Raw genomic sequence first — 526 nt, 5'->3', positions numbered from 1 at the left:
TTTTTTAAGTGCATCAACGGCAATGATGTGTTGCTCGACATTGGCGTTGGTGGTGTTTTGCGCGGCCACCTCGACCATTTCAGGCGTGTGCATAAAATCTTGCGCAAGCTTGCGGATAGGCGGTGAGAAAGTGGCGGAAAAGAGCAGGGTTTGTCGCTGTTTGGGCAACATCTGCATGATTTTGCGGATATCGTCGATGAAACCCATATCAAGCATACGGTCGGCTTCATCGAGTACAACGATTTCAACTTTGTTTAAATTGATGTTTTTTTGTTTGACGTGGTCAAGTAGTCGGCCAACCGTAGCGACAACAATTTCGCAACCGGTGCGCAAGTCGGCAGTTTGTTTGTCCATATTGACGCCGCCGAAGAGGACAGTATGGCGCAAAGGAAGATTTTTAATATAGGCCTGCACGTTTTGATCGATTTGATCGGCCAATTCGCGGGTAGGGGTCAATACCAACATACGGACGGGGTGCATGGCAGGGGAGGTGCTGGATGTGGCGTAGCGTTTCAGGCGTTCGAGG

1 protein-coding gene is annotated in these 526 nt (G+C 49.6%); it reads right to left on the bottom strand.

The features are described from left to right. The coding region (locus tag ACTHS3_RS16740; RefSeq protein WP_440368608.1) for a DEAD/DEAH box helicase at positions 1–526 on the bottom strand (526 nt) is incomplete at both ends.

The sequence above is a fragment of the Neisseria sp. P0009.S007 genome (genome assembly GCF_051962515.1).
The sequence above is the reverse complement of the archived record's forward strand: the minus strand, read 5'-3'. Positions and strand labels throughout refer to the sequence as shown.